General features: G+C 67.0%; 13 protein-coding genes and 1 pseudogene. 5 read left to right on the plus strand and 9 right to left on the minus strand.

The window, feature by feature from the left end; translation table 11 throughout:
* Positions 1 to 4: 4 nt before the first annotated feature.
* The 3 genes and pseudogenes from M2282_RS15950 to M2282_RS15960 form a co-directional block, all read right to left on the minus strand.
* Complete coding sequence (locus M2282_RS15950; protein WP_280809767.1) at positions 5 to 745, minus strand: DsbA family protein; 741 nt, start codon at positions 743 to 745, stop codon at positions 5 to 7.
* A pseudogene (locus M2282_RS15955) lies at positions 739 to 1,632 on the minus strand (MBL fold metallo-hydrolase); the annotation flags it as partial. The pseudogene M2282_RS15955 and the gene M2282_RS15950, both read right to left, overlap by 7 nt.
* Positions 1,633 to 1,748: 116 nt before the next feature.
* Positions 1,749 to 2,666 carry a LysR family transcriptional regulator gene (locus tag M2282_RS15960; protein ID WP_280809769.1) on the minus strand — a complete coding sequence of 306 codons (918 nt, stop codon included), beginning with the start codon at positions 2,664 to 2,666 and terminating at the stop codon, positions 1,749 to 1,751.
* A gap of 101 nt (positions 2,667 to 2,767) precedes the next feature.
* On the opposite strand from M2282_RS15960, the gene M2282_RS15965 reads away from it, so the two are divergent.
* The 3 genes from M2282_RS15965 to M2282_RS15975 are packed head-to-tail and all read left to right on the plus strand — an operon-like array spanning position 2,768 to position 5,958.
* Complete coding sequence (locus M2282_RS15965) at positions 2,768 to 3,724, plus strand: hydroxymethylglutaryl-CoA lyase (RefSeq protein WP_280809770.1); 957 nt, start codon at positions 2,768 to 2,770, stop codon at positions 3,722 to 3,724.
* On the plus strand, positions 3,721 to 4,929 hold the full coding sequence (locus M2282_RS15970; protein WP_280809771.1) for a CaiB/BaiF CoA transferase family protein: 1,209 nt from the start codon (positions 3,721 to 3,723) through the stop codon (positions 4,927 to 4,929). Before M2282_RS15965 ends, M2282_RS15970 begins: the two co-directional genes overlap by 4 nt.
* A gap of 39 nt (positions 4,930 to 4,968) precedes the next feature.
* Positions 4,969 to 5,958 (plus strand): Bug family tripartite tricarboxylate transporter substrate binding protein, encoded by a 990-nt coding sequence (locus tag M2282_RS15975; protein WP_432422906.1) that lies wholly within the window; start codon positions 4,969 to 4,971, stop codon positions 5,956 to 5,958.
* A 10-nt stretch (positions 5,959 to 5,968) separates the two neighbouring features.
* On the opposite strand, the gene sugE is transcribed toward M2282_RS15975, so the two are convergent.
* From sugE to M2282_RS15990, 3 genes are all read right to left on the minus strand, one after another.
* Positions 5,969 to 6,289, minus strand: a complete 321-nt coding sequence (gene sugE, locus M2282_RS15980; protein ID WP_280809772.1) for a quaternary ammonium compound efflux SMR transporter SugE — start codon at positions 6,287 to 6,289, stop codon at positions 5,969 to 5,971.
* Positions 6,290 to 6,317: 28 nt separating this feature from the next.
* Positions 6,318 to 7,448: an HPP family protein gene (locus M2282_RS15985; RefSeq protein ID WP_280809773.1), complete on the minus strand. Its 1,131-nt coding sequence runs from the start codon at positions 7,446 to 7,448 to the stop codon at positions 6,318 to 6,320.
* Between the two features lie 175 nt (positions 7,449 to 7,623).
* Positions 7,624 to 8,859 (minus strand): multidrug effflux MFS transporter, encoded by a 1,236-nt coding sequence (locus M2282_RS15990; protein ID WP_280809774.1) that lies wholly within the window; start codon positions 8,857 to 8,859, stop codon positions 7,624 to 7,626.
* A gap of 143 nt (positions 8,860 to 9,002) precedes the next feature.
* On the opposite strand from M2282_RS15990, the gene M2282_RS15995 reads away from it, so the two are divergent.
* Positions 9,003 to 10,178, plus strand: coding sequence for a hypothetical protein (locus tag M2282_RS15995; protein WP_280809775.1), 1,176 nt, complete (start codon positions 9,003 to 9,005; stop codon positions 10,176 to 10,178).
* Between the two features lie 103 nt (positions 10,179 to 10,281).
* On the opposite strand, the gene rpoD is transcribed toward M2282_RS15995, so the two are convergent.
* Both rpoD and dnaG read right to left on the minus strand, forming a co-directional pair.
* On the minus strand, positions 10,282 to 12,618 hold the full coding sequence (rpoD, locus tag M2282_RS16000; RefSeq protein WP_280809776.1) for an RNA polymerase sigma factor RpoD: 2,337 nt from the start codon (positions 12,616 to 12,618) through the stop codon (positions 10,282 to 10,284).
* A 300-nt stretch (positions 12,619 to 12,918) separates the two neighbouring features.
* On the minus strand, positions 12,919 to 14,910 hold the full coding sequence (dnaG, locus tag M2282_RS16005; RefSeq protein ID WP_280809777.1) for a DNA primase: 1,992 nt from the start codon (positions 14,908 to 14,910) through the stop codon (positions 12,919 to 12,921).
* Positions 14,911 to 14,996: 86 nt separating this feature from the next.
* Between dnaG and M2282_RS16010 the strand changes: the two genes are divergently transcribed.
* Positions 14,997 to 15,950: a YihY/virulence factor BrkB family protein gene (locus M2282_RS16010; protein WP_280809778.1), complete on the plus strand. Its 954-nt coding sequence runs from the start codon at positions 14,997 to 14,999 to the stop codon at positions 15,948 to 15,950.
* Here M2282_RS16010 and M2282_RS16015 read toward each other — a convergent pair.
* The gene (locus M2282_RS16015; protein ID WP_093434280.1) at positions 15,898 to 16,656 is read right to left on the minus strand and encodes a 3-hydroxyacyl-CoA dehydrogenase; all 759 of its coding nucleotides are present in this window, start codon (positions 16,654 to 16,656) and stop codon (positions 15,898 to 15,900) included. The two genes, M2282_RS16010 and M2282_RS16015, sit on opposite strands and share 53 nt — an antisense overlap.
* Between the last annotated feature and the right edge of the window lie 114 nt (positions 16,657 to 16,770).

Here is a 16,770-nt window from a genome sequence, read left to right on the forward strand (position 1 = left end):
CGCTTCAGATCGCGCAGCCGTCGGGGCCGCACGTCGGTGCCGTCGATGCAGCCGCGGCCGCCCCGGCAAGCTGCGAGGGAGCGACGAACCCCTTGAGGTGCGCCTTCCAGTCCTCGGCCCGGCCGAGCCAGGGGCCGATGTCGATCCGGCTTGCAGTGCCGTCGGCCTGCGCCAGCACGAAAGTCGGAAAACCCTGTCCGCCCGAACGTTGCAGCAACTGGCGGCTCGCGGCGAAATGCTGCGAAGTCGCTTCGCCGGACAGGCGTGCGAAAGCCGATGCGAAAGCTTCGGCATCGAAGCCGAGTTCGATGGCCAGGGCCATGAGCACGTCGACGTCGGCCACGCGCCGGCCTTCGACGTAATGCGCGCGCTGCAGGCGATGGGCCATGTCGAGGCCCCCGCCCGCGCGCAGCGACTCGGCCGCAAGGATCGCGGTGGTCGGCGGTTCGGAGTCCATCACCGCGCCGGTGTCGCGCAGCAGTCCCTCGAAGTACGCCTCGCCGAACGGCTGGCCGGAGAGTTCGGCGATGCGCCGGTCGTGCGGCAGCACGTATTCGCGCCACTGCGGCGAGATCGCGCGGCGGTTCGCGCCGGTCATCATGCCGCCGCCGTGGAACTCGACCGCAAGGCCCGGCACGCTGCGCGCCGCATCGACCAGCGGCGCCGCGGCGTAGCACCAGCCGCACATCGGATCGAAGATGTAGTGCAGCGTGGCCGCGTTCGGGGTGTCGTTCACTGCGGCCATTTCATTTCTCCCTTGATGACCTTGGCGCCCAGTTCGAGCGATGAGGTGCCTTCCAGCTTCGGGTAGCGCTTCTTCATCGCGGCGATGAGCGCGGCGGAGTCCTTGGCCTTCTTCGCTTCGGTCTCGAAGGCCTGCAGGTAGCCGCGGGTGAACTTCACCGAGGCGACGGTGTAGGGCGCGCTGCCGTTCGCGTTCGGCAGGTAGTGGCCGGGCACCACGGTCTTGGGATGCAGGGCTTCGATGTGGCCCAGCGTCTTGAGCCAGTCGCTGCGGGAAGCGGGCGTCTGCGTGTCGGCGATCCACACGTGGATGTTGGCCGACACCGGAATGCCGCCGACCACGGCCTTCAGCGAGGGAATCCACGCGAAGGTGCGCTCGGGCGTGGGGCTGTCGAGCCCGACGATCTGGATCTTGCGGCCTTCGAGCTCCAGGCTGTCGCCCGAGAGCGGCTGCGGCACGACCACCGCCTTGGGTGCGTTGTCCTTCAAGATCGGGCCCCAGTGCGCGAGCTTGCCGTCCTTCGATGCCTGGATCGCGGCCACCGTCTGCGGCGTGGCGAGGATCTTCGCGTCGGGAAAGGCGGCCTGGATCACGTCGAGGCCGAAGTAGTAGTCGGGGTCGCTGTGGCTGATGTAGACAGTGGTCAGCTTCTTGCCGCTGGCCTTGATCTTCTGCACCAGCGCCTCGGCGTCGTTGCGCTGGAATTGCGCGTCGATCAGCACGGCATCGGTCTGGCCGGTGATGAGCTCGGACGACACCGGGAACATCGACTTGGCGCCGGGGTTGTACACGTCGAGCTTGAGCGGCTCGGCGGCCTGGGCGGCCAGGGGTGCGAGCGCCAAGGTGGCGGAAAGGGTAGCGGCGGAAATCAGGGCTCTGCGGAACATGGCGGGTCTTTCGGTCGGTTGGATGAAGGTGACAGCGAACAGACCGGATGTTAGGTTGCACGAAACGAAACAAAAACCATCGCCATCGCAATGGATCGTTTCCGTTATCGGACGAATCAGCCGTCCGACCGCCGGTCGGTGGCGCAGCGCTCGAGGTGCGCAACCAGCAATTGCGCCGAGGGCGACAGCGCCGCCTCGCTCCGGAAGCAGATCGCGAACCGGCGGCGGGCCCAGTCGTCTGTGAGCGGCATCAGGCGCAGCCCGAAGGCGTCTGCGAACGGCCGGGCGACTTCCGCCGGCACCACGCTGATGGCCAGGCCGGCGCGCACCACGCGCAGCGCCGCGTCGAAGTTGGATACCAGCACCCGGTAGACGAGCGGCTTGCCGGCCACGGCCGCCTCGCGCGCGAGCATCAGCTGCACGGCGCTCAGCGCGGGCATGCCGACGAATTCGTGGTCGAGCACCTGCTCGAAGCGCACCGCCTCGTGGCGGGCCACGGGGTGCGAGGGGTGCGCGACGATCGCGAGATGGTCCGAGCGGTAGTCGCGCCGCTCCAGCCCTTCGAGATCGGCGGCGTCCCAGCACAGTCCGATGGAGGCGATGCCCTCGCGGATGCCCCGGACGATCTCGGGGCTCACGCGCTCTTCCATGTCGACCCGGATGTTGCGGTGCGCCGGGTCCTTCAGGAAGCCGGCCACGTCCTCGGCCAGCGATTCGGCCATGACGGACGCCGAGGCCAGGATGCGCACATGCCCGCGCGCGCCGCCCGCGTAGGCCGCCATGTCGCGCTCGATGCGGTTGGCGCTGCCGAGCATCGCGCGGGCGTGCTCCAGCAAGGTCTCGCCGGCGGGCGTGGGCACCACACCGCGGCGCTTGCGCAGCAGCAGCGGCGTGCCGACGGTGTCTTCCAGCTGCGCGAGGCGCTTGCTGATCGCCGAGCCGACGATGCTGGCCTGCTCGCCGGCGCGCGCGATGCTGCGGGTTTCGCAGACGGCGACGAACAGGCGCAGGGTGATCAGGTCGAGGTCTCTCATGATGTTCCGTTCTGGAAGCAAATGGCTTCCAAAATATACCTTCTGGACCGAATCGGAACTTCTAACATCGACGCCGTACCCCACACGACGGAGACAAAGAATTGATTCACGCTTTCCTGCCGCCCCGCGCGGTCGTTCGCGAAGTGGGGCTGCGCGACGGGCTCCAGAGCATCGCCCGCGTGCTGCCCACCGCACACAAGCTCGAATGGATTCGCGACGCGCACGCGGCCGGCCAGCGCGAGATCGAAGTCGGCTCCTTCGTGCCGGCTCACCTGCTGCCGCAGCTGGCCGACACGGCAGAGCTGCTGGCCTATGCGAAGACGCTGCCGGGGCTCTTCGCCTCGGTGCTGGTGCCCAACCTCAAGGGCGCGGAGCGCGCCATCGCGGGCGAGGCCGACCTGATGATGGTGCCGCTCTCGGCGAGCCACGCGCACAGCCTGGCCAACCTGCGCAAGACGCCCGACGAGGTGGTGGCCGAGGTCGGCCGCATGCGTGCCGCGCGCGATGCGGCGGGTTCGAAGACGCTGATCGACGGAGGTGTAGGTACGGCGTTCGGCTGCACGATCCAGGGCCATGTCGAACCCGATGAAGTGCTGCGCCTCATGCAGGCGCTGCTCGACGCGGGCGCCGACCGCGTGAGCCTGGCGGACACCGTGGGCTACGCCGATCCCGCGATGGTCCGCAGCCTGTTCGAACGCGCGCTGCGCATCGCGGGCGACCGCCTCTGGTGCGGCCATTTCCACGACACGCGCGGCCTCGGGCTCGCGAACGTCTACGCGGCACTGGAGGTCGGCGTCACGCGCTTCGATGCCTGCCTGGCCGGTATCGGTGGCTGCCCGCACGCGCCCGGCGCGAGCGGCAACGTCGATACCGAAGACCTGGTCTTCATGCTGGAGAGCATGGGTGTCGCAACCGGCGTCGACCTGCAGCAACTGCTCGACCTGCGCAAGCGCGTGGCCGGCTGGCTCGACGGCGAGACGCTGCAGGGCACGGTGTGGCGCGCGGGCTTCCCGAAGACCTTCGTGCCGACGGCCGCAGCCCGAGAGGTGGCCGCATGAACGCCGCGACAACCGAGAAAAAGCGCCTGCCGCTCGCCGGCATCCGCGTGGTCGAGTTCACCCACATGGTGATGGGCCCGACCTGCGGCATGGTGCTGGCGGACCTGGGCGCGGAGGTCATCAAGGTGGAGCCGATCGACGGCGACCGCACGCGGCACCTGCTGGGCGCGGGTGCGGGCTTCTTCCCGATGTTCAACCGCAACAAGAAAAGCATCGCGCTGGACCTGCGCAACCCGCAGGGGCTCGAGGCGGCGCTGCGCCTGTGCGCCACCGCCGACGTGGTGGCGCAGAACTTCAGGCCCGGCACCATGGACAAGTACGGCCTGGGCTACGCCGCGCTGGGCAAGCTCAATCCGCGGCTGGTGTATGTGAACCACACGGGCTTCCTGCCCGGTCCGTACGAGCATCGAACGGCGCTCGACGAGGTGGTGCAGATGATGGGCGGGCTCGCCTACATGACGGGCCGCCCGGGCGATCCGCTGCGCGCGGGCACGAGCGTGAACGACATCATGGGCGGCATGTTCGGCGCCATCGGCGCCATCGCCGCGCTGATGCAGCGCGCGGAAACCGGCAAGGGGCAGGAGGTGCAGTCGGCACTGTTCGAGAACAACGTGTTCCTGGTCGGGCAGCACATGCTGCAGTACGCGATCACCGGGCAGGCCGCGGCGCCGATGCCCGAGCGCATCTCGGCCTGGGCGCTGTACGACGTGTTCACCGTGAAAGACGGCGAGCAGATCTTCCTGGCCGCGGTGAGCGATGCGCAGTGGACGGTGTTCTGCGACGCGCTCGGCTTCGACGACCTGAAGGCCGACCCGGCGCTGCGCACCAACAACGACCGCGTGCGCCTGCGTCCCACGCTGCTGGCCGACCTGCGCGTCCGGCTCGCCGCCCGTTCGGCGGCGGAGCTGTCGGCGATCTTCGAAGCGCGCGGCCTGCCGTTCGCGCCGATCACGCGGCCCGAAGACCTGTATGCCGATCCGCACCTGAAGGCCACCGGCGGCCTCGCGGACATTCGCCTTCCCGACGGCGAGCGCGCAGGGCAGATGGCGCAGACGACGCTGTTCCCCATCACGCTCGACGGCGAGCGCCTGGGCGTGCGGCTGCATCCGCCGACGCTGGGCGAGCACACGCGCGAGCTGCTGGCCGAACTGGGCTACGGCGATGCACAGGTCGAGGCGATGCATGCCGACGCGGCCGTGAGCTGAAGCCGGCGATTCTTCAAAACCATAAAGAGAGACAAGACCATGACCACCACGAACTTTTTCCCGATGAACCGCCGCACGCTGCTGGGCTTCGGCGCCAGCACCGCGGCGCTGGCCGCGTTCCCCGCGTTCGCGCAGGGCTCCGACAAACCGATCCGCTTCATCCTGCCGATCAGCGCCGGCTCGGGCGTGGACAACATCGTGCGCGCCGCGTCGGTCGCACTCGGCAAGGCCTTCGGCCAGCCGGTGGTGATCGAGAACATGCCGGGCGCGGGCGGCATTACCGGCACCGCGGCCATCGTGAAGGCGGCGCCCGACGGGCTCACGCTGGGCATGGTGTCGAACAACCATGTGATCAACCCGAGCGTGTTCAAGAAGATGCCCTTCGATGCCATCACCGACATCACGCCGATCAGCGTGGTGGGCGCGACGCCGCTGGTGCTGATGGTCAACCCCAAGCTGCCCGCGAAGAACGTGAAGGAACTGGTCGCGCTGCTGCGTGCCAAGCCGGAGGGCTACAACTACGCCTCGTCGGGCAACGGCACCATCATTCACCTGGCCGGCGAGATGTTCATGGACGAGGCGGGCGTGAAGGCGCGGCACATTCCCTACAAGGGCACCGGCCCGATGGTGACCGACATGATGGCCGGGCAGGTCGAGATCGGCGTGGTCGCGCTGCCCGCGGTGCAGCAGCACATCAAGAGCGGCGCGCTGCGCGCCATTGGCGTCTGCGGACCGGTCCGCTCGCCAGCCGCACCGGACATTCCGACGATCGCGGAGCAGGGCCTGCCCAACTACGTCGTCGAAGGCTGGTTCGCGGTGATCGGGCCGCCGAAGATGCAGGCGGCCGACATCAAGCGCGTGCATGCCGCCGTGGTGGCGGCCTACACCAGCGCCGAGGTGCGCGAGGCGATGGACAAGCAGGGCAACGTCATCAAGCCCACCTCGCCCGAAGAGGCCGCGAGCTACTTCCGCAGCGAGGCCGCGCGCTATGCGGCGCTCGTGAAGAAGGCGAACGTCGTGCTGGAGTAGGGCGCCGGATTCAGGCCGGGCTCGTGAGCTTGAGCCCGAGGATGCCCGCCACGATCAGCCCCACGCAGGCGAGGCGCGCCGCGTTGGCCGGCTCGTGGAACAGCACGATGCCCAGGATCACCGTGCCCACGGCGCCGATGCCGGTCCACACCGCGTAGGCCGTGCCCACGGGCAGCGAGCGCATCGCCCAGCCCAGCAGCACGATGCTGAGAATCATCGAGGCCGCGGTGCCGACCGAGGGCCAGAACTTCGTGAATCCTTCGGTGTACTTGAGGCCGATGGCCCAGCCCATTTCAAGCAGACCCGCCACCAGCAATACGACCCAGGCCATGCGCGCTCCTTGGTGAAATCAAAAGGGTTCAGTTCTCCGGCCGGACGGCACGGTAGAGGGCGCGCACGAAATCCGACTGCGTGATCATGCCGGTGAGGCGCTTTTCACCATCGATGATGGGGATATGGTGGTGGCCGCCTTCGGAGAAGAGCGGCACGAGATCGACCACGGGCCGGTCGGCGCTGGACACGCGCACCTGCCGCGTCATGATCTGTCCGACCACCTCGGGCTTGTTCGATACCACCGTGCGCGTGGCGCGGATCAGGTCGCGCAGCCGGCCCGCGATGCCTTCGTGGTGCTGCAGGTCGAGCTGGCGGAAGAAGTCGGCCTGCGTGACGATGCCCACCACGCGGCGCGTGCGGTCGGTCACCGGCAGCGCCTTGATGCGCTTCTCGTGCATCAGGGCCCAGGCCTCCTGCAGCGGCGTGCCGAACTCCACCGAAATCGGATTGGGCGACATGATGTCGCCGCAATCGAGCGTGCCAAGGCGCCGCTTGTACGACTCGAGCTCGGTCTGCTGGATCAGCGATTCGAGGTCGTCGCGGCTGATGTCCAGCACCTGGTTGTAGCGGGCCAGTACCGCGTCGATGTCGGCCTGGCTGAAGCGGGCGTCCGCGCGCGGCGGCTGCGCCACCTGCACATGCGGATAGCGCCGGCCGGTGAGCGAGTTGTAGGCCACGCCGGCCAGCACCAGCAGCAGCGAATTGGTGAAGAACGGAAAGAGCGCCGACGAGAAATGCGTGGTGTGCGTGAGCACCGCGAGCAGCGCCGCCGCGCCGCCCGGCGGATGCAGGCACCGCGCGAAGAACATCACGCCGATGGCACCGGCCACCGCGATGGCCGCGGCGAGGGCAGGGTCGGGAATGAAGCTCACACTCGCGATGCCGACCACGGCCGACAGCGTGTTGCCGCCGATCACCGACCAGGGCTGCGCGAGCGGGCTCGCGGGCACCGCGAACACCAGCACGGCACTGGCGCCCAGCGGCGCGATCAGCCAGACGGCGCTGCCCAGCGGGCCGGCCAGCCACCGGCACAGCACCGCGGTGACGAAGAGGCCGATGGCGGCGCCGCATACGGCGCGCAGGCGCTCCCGCATGTCGACGGCGGTGCGGCCCGGCAACCAGGCGCGCGCGTAGGTCAGGACTGCGGAGAGCCGCATCGCTGCGTTCCTTTCAGAAGGTGTGAATGAATTCGGCGTGCCCGAGCAGCCCGCTCAGGCTCGCCCGATCAAGGCGCAAAGCGCAGCCATAGCTCGGGCTATGGCGAGCATTTGCAACGCCGAGCGGGTGTGTCTGGGCGGGATGAGCGGGCATGGCGGATTCGTTCACACCTTCTCAGCTTTCGTTGGCGAGGCTGCGGCCGATCTCGGGCCAGCGGCCATGCAGCCAGACCCAGGCGACCAGCCCGATGCCGAGCATCAGCGTGGAGGTGGCGGCGAGCGCGAATGTGGAGTGCATCACCAGCGGTGCGATGGCACCGGCCACGACGCCGTTGGCGGTCGAGCCGATCACCGCCTGCAGCGACGATGCCATGCCGCGGCGCTCGGGGTGCAGGTCGAGCACCAGCAGCGTGACCACCGGCACCATCAGCGCCCAGCCGAAGGCGAACACCGCGAGCGGCCACAGCGCCCAGGCCACGTGCGCGTCGAAGAAGAAGTTGGCCACCACGTTGACCACCGAGGTCACCAGCATGATGAGGAAGCCGTCGCGGATCTGGCGCTTGGGCGTCACCTTGCCGGCCATGCGGCCGCTGGCGCGCGCGCCGAGCATGATGCCGCCGATGGTCAGCAGGAAGAACCAGAAGAACTGCTGCGGCTGCAGCGCGAGGTGGTCGCCCAGGAATGCGGGCGCGGCCAGCACGTAGAGGAACATGCCGTTGAAGGGCACGCCGCTCGCGAGCGCGAGCAGCAGGAAGCGCGGGTCGGAGCACAGGTCCCAGTAGCCGCGCATCAGGTGCCGCACGTGGAACGACTGGCGGTGCGAGGGATGCAGCGTCTCGGGCAGCAGCTTGTAGTTGGCCACGAACAGCACCACGCCCACGGCCACGAGGAACCAGAACACCGCGTGCCAGCCCGCATGCACGAACAGGAAGCCGCCGATGATCGGCGCGATGGCCGGCGCCACGCCGAAATAGATCGTGACCTGGCTCATCACCCGCTGCGCCTCGGCGGGCGGGAACATGTCGCGGATCACCGCACGCGAAACCACGATGCCCGCACCGGTCGACAGGCCCTGCAGTCCGCGGAACAGCACCAGCTGCGTGATGGTCTGCGACAGCGCGCAGCCCAGCGAGGCGATGGTGAATACGGCAAGGCCCCACAGCACCACGGGCCGGCGGCCGAAGCTGTCCGACAGCGCGCCGTGGAACAGGTTCATGAACGCGAAGCCGAAGAGGTACGCCGAAAGCGTCTGCTGCATCTCGGCGGGCGTGGCGCCGATGGAATGCGCGATGCCCGAGAAGGCCGGGATGTAGGTGTCGATGGAAAACGGCCCGAGCATGCCGAGCACCGCCAGCAGGACGGCCAGCGCCCAACGCGGGGCCTGCCAGAGTTTGTCGGCGTCGGGATTCATGGCTTGGGATGGGAGAAGAAAAGGGCGCGCGAGGTGCGCACCGAAAGCGTGCAAGCGTAGCAGACGCGCCGAAATGCTGCCGCCGTCCCCGGCCACTAAACTGCGCGCCTGCATGCGTTGAAGAAAGAAGAAGGAGGGAAAGAATGATTTCGGAATTCCTGTCGATCTCCCGGGGCGAGTTGTGGCTGCGCAGCGGCGACGCCGCGCCGGTGCAGATCGAATCGCCGTTCGCCCGCGAGCTGCTCCAGCGCGAGGCAGACAGCCGCCGCACCACCTCCTGGAAACACGCCGAGCGCGAGGAGTCTACGGGCATGCTCTCGGGCGCATCGCTCTGGGGCCGCGGCGGCCCGGGCGGCGCGATGGCGCCGGCGCGCTTCCTGCACGTCTGCCGCGGCGGGCCGCGCACCATCTATTACGTGCTGACCGTGGGGCGCAGCATCGGCCTGTTCCGCTACGAGCTCGACGACAAGCGCGAGATCCGTCTCTTTCACCGGCAGCAGGCGCCGGTGCTCGGCCTGACCTGGGTGCCCGAGACCCGCCACCTGGTGCTGGCCGTCGGCCTGCCCGACGGCACCGCGCAGCTGGAAGTGTTCGACGAGGAGGGCAACGCCAAGGGCGCGATCACCGGTGGCGACAGCCTGGACGCCGCGCCGGCCGTGATGCCGGGTTCGGCCTCGACGCTGGTCTACCAGTCGTGCGGCGTGGCGCGGCATCCGACCAACGGTGTCGTGGTCGCGATGGCGCATTCGACGGTGAACTGGCTGGACTACAAGAGCGCCCAGATGGACAGCCTGCTCGACGACCCCAAATGGGACTTCATCGCCCCGCGCATCGCGGCCGACGGCACGCTCTACGCCATTCGCCGGCCGGTGGAAAAGCCCGCGCACGAGCGCGCGGGCGGCGCGGTGAAAGACACGCTGATGATGCCGCTGCGCCTGGGCAAGGCGATCTTCGGGTATCTCAATTTCTTCTCGATGATCTACGGCAAGGAGCCGCTGCGTTCGGCCGGCGGACCGCGCACGCCCGAGCTCGACCAGGACCTGGGCCAGCTGTGGCTGCACGGCCGGATGATCGAGCTGTCGAAGGTGCGCAACGACCCGCAGTACGCAGGCAACCTGGTGCCGGGCTCGTGGCAGCTGATCGCGCAGGAAGGGCGGCGCGCCAGTCCGCGCGTGGTTGCATCGCATGTGGCGCATTTCGATCTCGCACCCGACGGCACGGTGCTCTACAGCAACGGCTACGACATCTTTTCGTGGTCGCGCGGCGAACAGCGCAAGCTGAACCGCGAAGCGCTGGTGGAGGGACTCGCGGCGCTCTGAGCCCATCGGCAAAAGAAAAGGCCCGGAACCGCTTGCGTGCGGTTCCGGGCCTTTTTTTCGGGCGATGCCGGCACCATCGCAGGTGCCGGGAAAGCCGTGTCGCTTAAAGCGTGTCGATGAAGCTGCGCAGCTTGTCCGAACGCGACGGATGCTTGAGCTTGCGCAGCGCCTTGGCTTCGATCTGGCGGATGCGCTCGCGGGTCACGTCGAACTGCTTGCCGACTTCTTCCAGCGTGTGGTCCGTGCTCATCTCGATGCCGAAGCGCATGCGCAGCACCTTGGCTTCGCGCGGCGTGAGCGAGTCGAGGATGTCCTTGACCACGTCGCGCAGACCGGCTTGCATCGCGGCCTCGATGGGCGCCGTGTTGCTGCTGTCCTCGATGAAGTCGCCCAGGTGCGAATCGTCGTCGTCGCCGATGGGGGTTTCCATCGAGATCGGCTCCTTCGCGATCTTCATGATCTTGCGGATCTTGTCTTCCGGGATCTCCATCTTGGCGGCCAGGATGCCGGCGTCGGGCTCGAAGCCGAACTCCTGCAGATGCTGGCGCGAGATGCGGTTCATCTTGTTGATCGTCTCGATCATGTGCACCGGGATGCGGATGGTGCGCGCCTGGTCGGCGATGGAGCGGGTGATGGCCTGGCGGATCCACCAGGTGGCGTACGTCGAGAATTTGTAGCCGCGACGGTATTCGAACTTGTCCACCGCCTTCATCAGGCCGATGTTGCCTTCCTGGATCAGGTCGAGGAACTGCAGGCCGCGGTTGGTGTACTTCTTGGCGATGGAGATCACGAGGCGCAGGTTGGCCTCGATCATTTCCTTCTTGGCATCGCGCGAAGACGATTCGCCTTCGTTCATGCGCTTGTTGATGTCCTTGAGCTGCGTGAGCGGCACCACCACGCGCGACTGGATGTCGGTCAGGCGCTGTTGCAGTTCCTGCACCGGCGGAATGTTGCGCGCGAGCACGGCGCTCCAGGGCTTGCCGGCGGCGGCCTGCTTCTCGACCCACTTGAGGTTCAAGAGGTTCGACGCAATGCGGTTGCCGTTCTTGTCGTAGCCGCTGAAGTCGCGGATGAACTCGTCCTGCGGGAAGCCGCACTTGTCCACGATGATGCGACGCAGTTCGCGTTCCTTCTTGCGAACGTCGTCCACCTGCGTGCGCACCAGGTCGCACAGCTTCTCGATGGTCTTGGCCGTGAAGCGGATGGTCATCAGCTCTTCGGACAGGGCCTCCTGGGCCTTGACGTACGCAGGCGTGCCGTAGCCTTCCTTGTCGTAGATCTTGTGGACCTTCTCGAACAGGCCGGCGATGCGGTCGAAGCGATCGAGCGCTTCGCGCTTGAGTTCTTCGAGCTTCTTGGTGAGGGCCTTGGAGCCGCCCTTGCCGTCGTCGTCGTCTTCTTCGTCGAATTCGTCGAAGTCTTCCTCGGCCACGTAGTCGTCGGCCTCGTTGGGGTTCGAGAAGCCGTCCACGATGGTCGAAATGACGACCTTGCCTTCGCGGATTTCAGCGGCCAGGCGCAGGATTTCGGCGATGGTGGCGGGGGAGGCCGAGATGGCCTCCATCATGGCCATCAGGCCGCCTTCGATGCGCTTGGCGATCTCGATTTCGCCTTCGCGGGTCAGCAGCTCGACCGTGCCCATTTCGCGCATGTACATGCGGACCGGGTCGGTGGTGCGGCCGAATTCGCTGTCCACCGTGGACAGGGCCGCTTCGGCTTCTTCCTCGGCTTCTTCCACCGTGGTGGCGGTGGGCGCGGTGTTGTTCAGCAGCAGGGTTTCGGCGTCGGGCGTCTGCTCGTACACCGCCACGCCCATGTCGTTGAGCATGGTGACCACGACTTCCATGGTCTCGGCATCGACCAGCTTGTCGGGCAAGTGGTCGGAGATTTCGCCGTGCGTGAGGTAGCCGCGGGTCTTGCCCAGCGTGATCAGGGTCTTCAGGCGCGAGCGGCGCTTGGCCAGGTCTTCTTCGGAGAGCACGGTCTCGTCGAGGCCGAACTCCTTCATCAAGGCGCGTTCCTTCGCCTTGCTGATCTTCATGCGCAGCGGCTTGACCTTTTCTTCGGTGGTCGTGGCGACCACCGGTTCGTCGCCGGCCAGGTCTTCTTCGATGTCCGACAGGTCGACGTCGCTCTCGGCGGCTTCATTGCCGGCCTTGGGCTTGCGGCCGCGCTTGGCGCCGGTGGCAGGTGCGGCGGCACCGGCAGCCTTGGGCGGACGGCCGACTTTCTTGGCGGCGGGAGCCGCGACTTTCTTGGGATCGTCGAGGGAGGTCGTTTTCGTGGGCACGGTTTTCACTTTCGTTGCGGGTGCCGATTTGGACGCGGCGGCACCCGTCTTAGATGCCGGCGTCTTGCCGGCTTTCAACGGTTTCTCTGCGACAGGCTTTTTGGCGACGCTTTTGGCAAGTGAAATAGCAGGCTTCTTTGAACTGGGCATACGACCTCGTTACGACAAGAATGGACAAGCGGAAATCACAGGCGCACTGCCATTCGGGCAGCGCCACCACAGCCCGCGCACAGGCACGGACATACAACAATTGGGAACGAGGAAATTAATTCCTCAGCAGACAAGATGTAGGGCGAACATTTGGTGTGCAGTCCTTGCGGTTATTGACCCTTTCCGCCGGAATTTACCGTTGGAGTGCGTTGCGCTAGGGGTCGGCCCGGAGGTGCTGCTGTCGCTCTTGTCTGATTTCGCCAGTTGCGAAGCCCTACATTATAGCGTCTTTGCCAAATTTCAAGCGGTTTCTGAACCGCGCGGACTCAGGCGGCTGCGTAATTCCAGCCGCCGCGCCTCGAGTGCCTTGTAGCGCTCCAGCGCTTTCGGGTCCTTTCCGACCGCGGCGATGGCCTCGCTTTGCTGGGCCTTGAGGCGGTCGTCGAGCATGAAGTCGAGCACGCTGGAAAGCTCCTTGGCGGCGTCGACCAGGTGCTGTTCTTCCTCGCCCTCGGGGACCGGGGCAGCGTCGGCGACGTTCATGAGGCGCTCGGCCAGCGCTTCGAAATCCTGCCCCCGCATGCCTTCGCGCAGCGCCGCCCAGGGTTGCACGCCGTGCTCGTGCAACTGGCTGTCGAGCCAGGTGAAGAGCGCGCCATGTTGTCCGGGCAGGTCGCACAGCATCAGATGGAGTTCGTGCGAGAGCGCGTCCCACTGCGCCATGTTCGACAGCAACAGCCGCACCGCCACGTCGGGCCGGCTGGGCGGCTTGCCGCGTCCGCGCAACGGCTCGATGGGCTCTTCGTACTTGCCACCCCAACGCTTGCCCTTGACGAATTTGCGCGACTTGCTATCGCTTTCATAGCGCGGCGCTTCATATTCCATGGGCGGCGGCATGTCCGGATAGTCCCCGCCGTCGCCGCCCGATTCGCTGTGGCGCGGTGAAGGCGGGGAAGCCGCCTTGCGCGGACCGGGCGTGGAGGCCCAGAGATCCGAAAGCGCCGCCGCATCCAATTGCACCAGCGTGGCGATCTCGCTCAGCAGCTGCCGCTTGAGTGCGCCGTCCGGCATCGCGCTCCAGAGCGGGCGCACGTTGCTGGTCATGTGGGCGCGGCCTTCGGCGGTGGTCAGGTCGCAGCCTTCGCGGGCGGCCTCGAGCATGAAGCGCGACAGCGGCGTGGCTTCGGCGACGAATCGGGCGAAGGCCTCGGCGCCGTGTTCGCGGATGAAGCTGTCGGGGTCGTGCTCCGCCGGCAGGAACAGGAACTTGATGCTGCGCACGTCAGTGGCATAGGGCAGGGCGCCGTCCAGCGCCTTGCGCGCGGCGCGTCGGCCGGCGGCGTCGCCGTCGAAGCTGAACACCACCGATTCGGTGAAGCGGAAGAGCTTCTGCACATGCTCGGTCGTGCAGGCGGTGCCGAGCGTGGCCACCGCGTTCGGAAAGCCCAGTTGCGCGAGCGCGACCACATCCATGTAGCCCTCGGTGACCAGCGCATAGCCGCGGTCGCGAAAGGCGGCGCGCGCCTCGTAGAGGCCGTAGAGCTCGCGGCCCTTGCTGAACACGGGCGTTTCGGGGGAATTCAGGTACTTGGGCTTTTCGTCGCCGAGCACGCGCCCGCCGAAACCGATGCACTCGCCCTTGACGTTGCGGATCGGGAACATCACGCGGTCGCGGAAGCGGTCGTAGCGCTTGGCTTCGCTCTCGTCGAGCTGGCCGTCTTCGTTGTTGACGATGACCAGGCCGCTCTCGGCGAGCAGCGGATCGTCGTAGTCGGGGAACACGCTCGCCAGTGCCCGCCAGCCCGCGGGCGCATAGCCGATGCCGAACTGCTTGGCCACTTCGCCCGAAACGCCCCGGCCCTTGAGGTATTCGATGGCGCCGGGCGCCTGCCGCAACGACTTGCGGTAGGACTCGCCGGCCTTCTCGAGCACGTCGGTCAGCGTGGCCTGCTTCTGGCGCTGGTTGGCGGCGCGGGCGCGCTCGGCAGGGGAGGCGTCGTCTTCCGGCACCTGCAGGCCGTATTGGCCGGCGAGGTCGTGCACCGCCTCGACGAAGCCCATGCCCGCGTGCTCCATGAGAAAACCGATGGCGTTGCCATGCACCCCGCAGCCGAAGCAGTGATAGAACTGCTTGGTCGGGCTGACCGAAAAAGAAGGGGATTTCTCGCCGTGGAAGGGGCACAGCCCCATGAAATTGGCGCCGGCCTTCTTGAGCGGCACATAGCGGCCGACGATTTCGACCACATCGGCGCGCGCGATGAGTTCCTGGATGAATGAAGCGGGGATGGTCATGTAGGCGAAGAGCGGCAAATCATACGCAAGCGGCCGGCCCATTGCGGTGGGGCGGCATACTGATTGCGATCCGGATTTCCCAACGCATGACGACGCCCAACCCATTGCACCACGCCGCGCCGCTGCTGCGGCACCCGTTCCGATTCATCTGGGACGCGCTGAAGGCCTTTCGCGCCAACCAGGGGCTTCTGCTCGCGGGGGCGGTGGCGTACTACGCGCTGCTGTCCATCGTGCCGCTGCTGATCGTGAGCGTGATCGCGATTTCGCATGTCATCGACCAGGCGGAACTGCTGCGCACCATCGGCCGGTATCTCGAATGGCTGCTTCCGGGGCAGTCGAAGGCGATCGTGACCGAGCTGTCGAGCTTTCTCGACCACCGCGACGTGATGGGCCCGGTGCTGCTGGTGACGATGATCTTCTTCAGTTCGTTGGCCTTCAGCATCCTCGAAAGTGCCATGGCGGTGATCTTTCACCACCGCAAGGCCGACCACAAGCGCCACTTTTTGGTCTCGGTGGCCATGCCGTACATCTACATCCTGTGCCTGTGCGTGGGGCTGCTGTTGGTCACGCTGGTGTCGGGCGCGCTTCAGCTGGTGGGACAGGAAAGCGTCGACTTGCTGGGGCGCAGCTGGTCGCTTTCGGGCGTATCGGGGCTGCTGCTGTACCTGCTGGGGCTGGGCGGCGAGATCTTCATGCTGACTTCGCTGTACCTCGTGATGCCGGCCGGCCGGATGTCGCTGCGCCATGCGCTGCTGGGCGGCGTGACCGCCGCGCTGCTGTGGGAGGCGACGCGGCGGGTGCTGATCTGGTACTTCTCGACCTTGTCGCAGGTCAATGTGGTCTACGGCTCGCTCACCACGGCGATCGTGGTGTTGCTGAGCCTGGAGATCGCCGCCACGCTCGTGCTGCTGGGCGCGCAAGTGATCGCCCAGTACGAGCGGCTGGACCGCACCGGCAGCACGGCGGTGCCGCCTCCGGCGCCGGGTGTCAGCGCGGAGGGAGTCGAATCGCTCCGTCCAGACGAATCACCTCGCCGTTGAGCATGTCGTTCTCGATGATGTGCTTCGCAAGCTTGGCGTAGTCCTCGGGCGTGCCCAGGCGCGAGGGGAAGGGCACGCTGGCAGCCAGCGCGTCCTGCACTTCCTGCGGCATGCCGAAGAGCATGGGCGTGCCGAAGATGCCGGGGGCGATGGTCATGTTGCGGATGCCGTTGCGGGCGAGGTCGCGGGCGATGGGCAGGGTCATGCCGACCACGCCGCCCTTCGAGGCGCTGTAGGCGGCCTGGCCGATCTGGCCGTCGTAGGCCGCGACCGAGGCGGTGGAAATGAGCACGCCGCGTTCGCCGGTGGCTTCGGGTTCGTTCTTGCTCATCGCGTCGGCCGCAAGGCGGATCATGTTGAAGCTGCCGATCAGGTTGACCGTGACGGTCTTGCTGAACACGGCCAGGGCGTGCGGGCCGTTCTTGCCCACGGTCTTCTCGGCCGGCGCGATGCCCGCGCAGTTGACGAGGCCGACCAGCTTGCCGAGCTTCGTGGCGGCTGCAACGACGGCCTGGCCGTCGGCTTCCTGGCTCACGTCGCATTTGACGAACACGCCGCCGATCTCCTTGGCGACGGCTTCGCCCTTTTCAGCCTGCATGTCGGCGATCACCACCTTGCCGCCGTTCGCGGCCAGCATGCGCGCCGCGCCTTCACCGAGGCCCGAAGCGCCACCGGTCACGATAAAAACCTTGCCGTCGATCTGCATTGAAGTCTCCTGAAGATAAGCCGGCCATTATCGAAGAGCCTCCTCAGGTCAAAAAAAAAGGCCTCATCCGAAGATGAGGCCCTGAATTGGATCCGTGAGGACCCAAGGAGACAA

It is taken from the genome of Variovorax boronicumulans, from assembly GCF_029892485.1.
GTDB classification, from domain to species: domain Bacteria; phylum Pseudomonadota; class Gammaproteobacteria; order Burkholderiales; family Burkholderiaceae_C; genus Variovorax; species Variovorax boronicumulans_B.

Excerpts from the sequence above, each read along its gene's own strand:
- M2282_RS15950 (WP_280809767.1), bottom strand. The coding sequence starts at position 745 with ATGGCCGCAGTGAACGACACCCCGAACGCGGCCACGCTGCACTACATC.
- M2282_RS15960 (WP_280809769.1), bottom strand. The coding sequence starts at position 2,666 with ATGAGAGACCTCGACCTGATCACCCTGCGCCTGTTCGTCGCCGTCTGC.
- M2282_RS15970 (WP_280809771.1), top strand. The coding sequence starts at position 3,721 with ATGAACGCCGCGACAACCGAGAAAAAGCGCCTGCCGCTCGCCGGCATC.
- M2282_RS15975 (WP_432422906.1), top strand. The coding sequence starts at position 4,969 with ATGACCACCACGAACTTTTTCCCGATGAACCGCCGCACGCTGCTGGGC.
- sugE (WP_280809772.1), bottom strand. The coding sequence starts at position 6,289 with ATGGCCTGGGTCGTATTGCTGGTGGCGGGTCTGCTTGAAATGGGCTGG.
- M2282_RS15985 (WP_280809773.1), bottom strand. The coding sequence starts at position 7,448 with ATGCGGCTCTCCGCAGTCCTGACCTACGCGCGCGCCTGGTTGCCGGGC.
- M2282_RS15990 (WP_280809774.1), bottom strand. The coding sequence starts at position 8,859 with ATGAATCCCGACGCCGACAAACTCTGGCAGGCCCCGCGTTGGGCGCTG.
- M2282_RS15995 (WP_280809775.1), top strand. The coding sequence starts at position 9,003 with ATGATTTCGGAATTCCTGTCGATCTCCCGGGGCGAGTTGTGGCTGCGC.
- rpoD (WP_280809776.1), bottom strand. The coding sequence starts at position 12,618 with ATGCCCAGTTCAAAGAAGCCTGCTATTTCACTTGCCAAAAGCGTCGCC.
- dnaG (WP_280809777.1), bottom strand. The coding sequence starts at position 14,910 with ATGACCATCCCCGCTTCATTCATCCAGGAACTCATCGCGCGCGCCGAT.
- M2282_RS16010 (WP_280809778.1), top strand. The coding sequence starts at position 14,997 with ATGACGACGCCCAACCCATTGCACCACGCCGCGCCGCTGCTGCGGCAC.
- M2282_RS16015 (WP_093434280.1), bottom strand. The coding sequence starts at position 16,656 with ATGCAGATCGACGGCAAGGTTTTTATCGTGACCGGTGGCGCTTCGGGC.